The 486-nt window shown below is 64.0% G+C and carries 1 protein-coding gene; it reads left to right on the top strand.

The window, feature by feature from the left end:
* On the top strand, nt 1-465 hold a 465-nt coding region (locus FY251_RS21040; protein WP_222847872.1), incomplete at its 5' end, for a hypothetical protein.
* Between the last annotated feature and the right edge of the window lie 21 nt (nt 466-486).

Below are 486 nucleotides of genomic sequence, written 5' to 3'. Positions count from 1 at the left end.
CTTGTAAGCCAGGGGCGCTCTGTGATCGCGCTCAGCGCGCTGGTGAACCATGCCCTGCAGCAGGAGGCCGACGCCCAGGATCAGAAGGTCATGGCCCATGCCCTGCAGCAGACTGCGGAATCGCCCATAGGTAGAGAACTCAGTCGAAGCCGTGAAGGCCGTGCCCTGGCGCGGCGGCTGGAATGGCTCGTGCAGACAGACCGCGTGTCCGCCGCCATCAGCAAATCCATCCTGGAACTGCTGACCACCGGGCTGAGCCTGAAAATGCTGTTGGCAGTGTTTGAGCGGCTGCTGGCTTACCAGCCCACCGAAATCCGCATGCGGGCGATCCGGCTCTCCCAGGCCAGCGATCACTGGATTCAGCAGGCCTTTGGGCTGGGAGCCGACCCGCAGCGCCTGCGCAGCACTTTTCTACAGCTGGCTCTGCGCCCGGAACCCGTTTCAGAAACCGAGGAGGCCGAATGACCACCACAGCCGCACCCGAAC

Origin of the sequence: Haloferax sp. KTX1, from assembly GCF_902410085.1 — an archaeon.
Lineage (GTDB): Archaea > Halobacteriota > Halobacteria > Halobacteriales > Haloferacaceae > Haloferax > Haloferax massiliensis.
The sequence above is the reverse complement of the archived record's forward strand: the minus strand, read 5'-3'. Positions and strand labels throughout refer to the sequence as shown.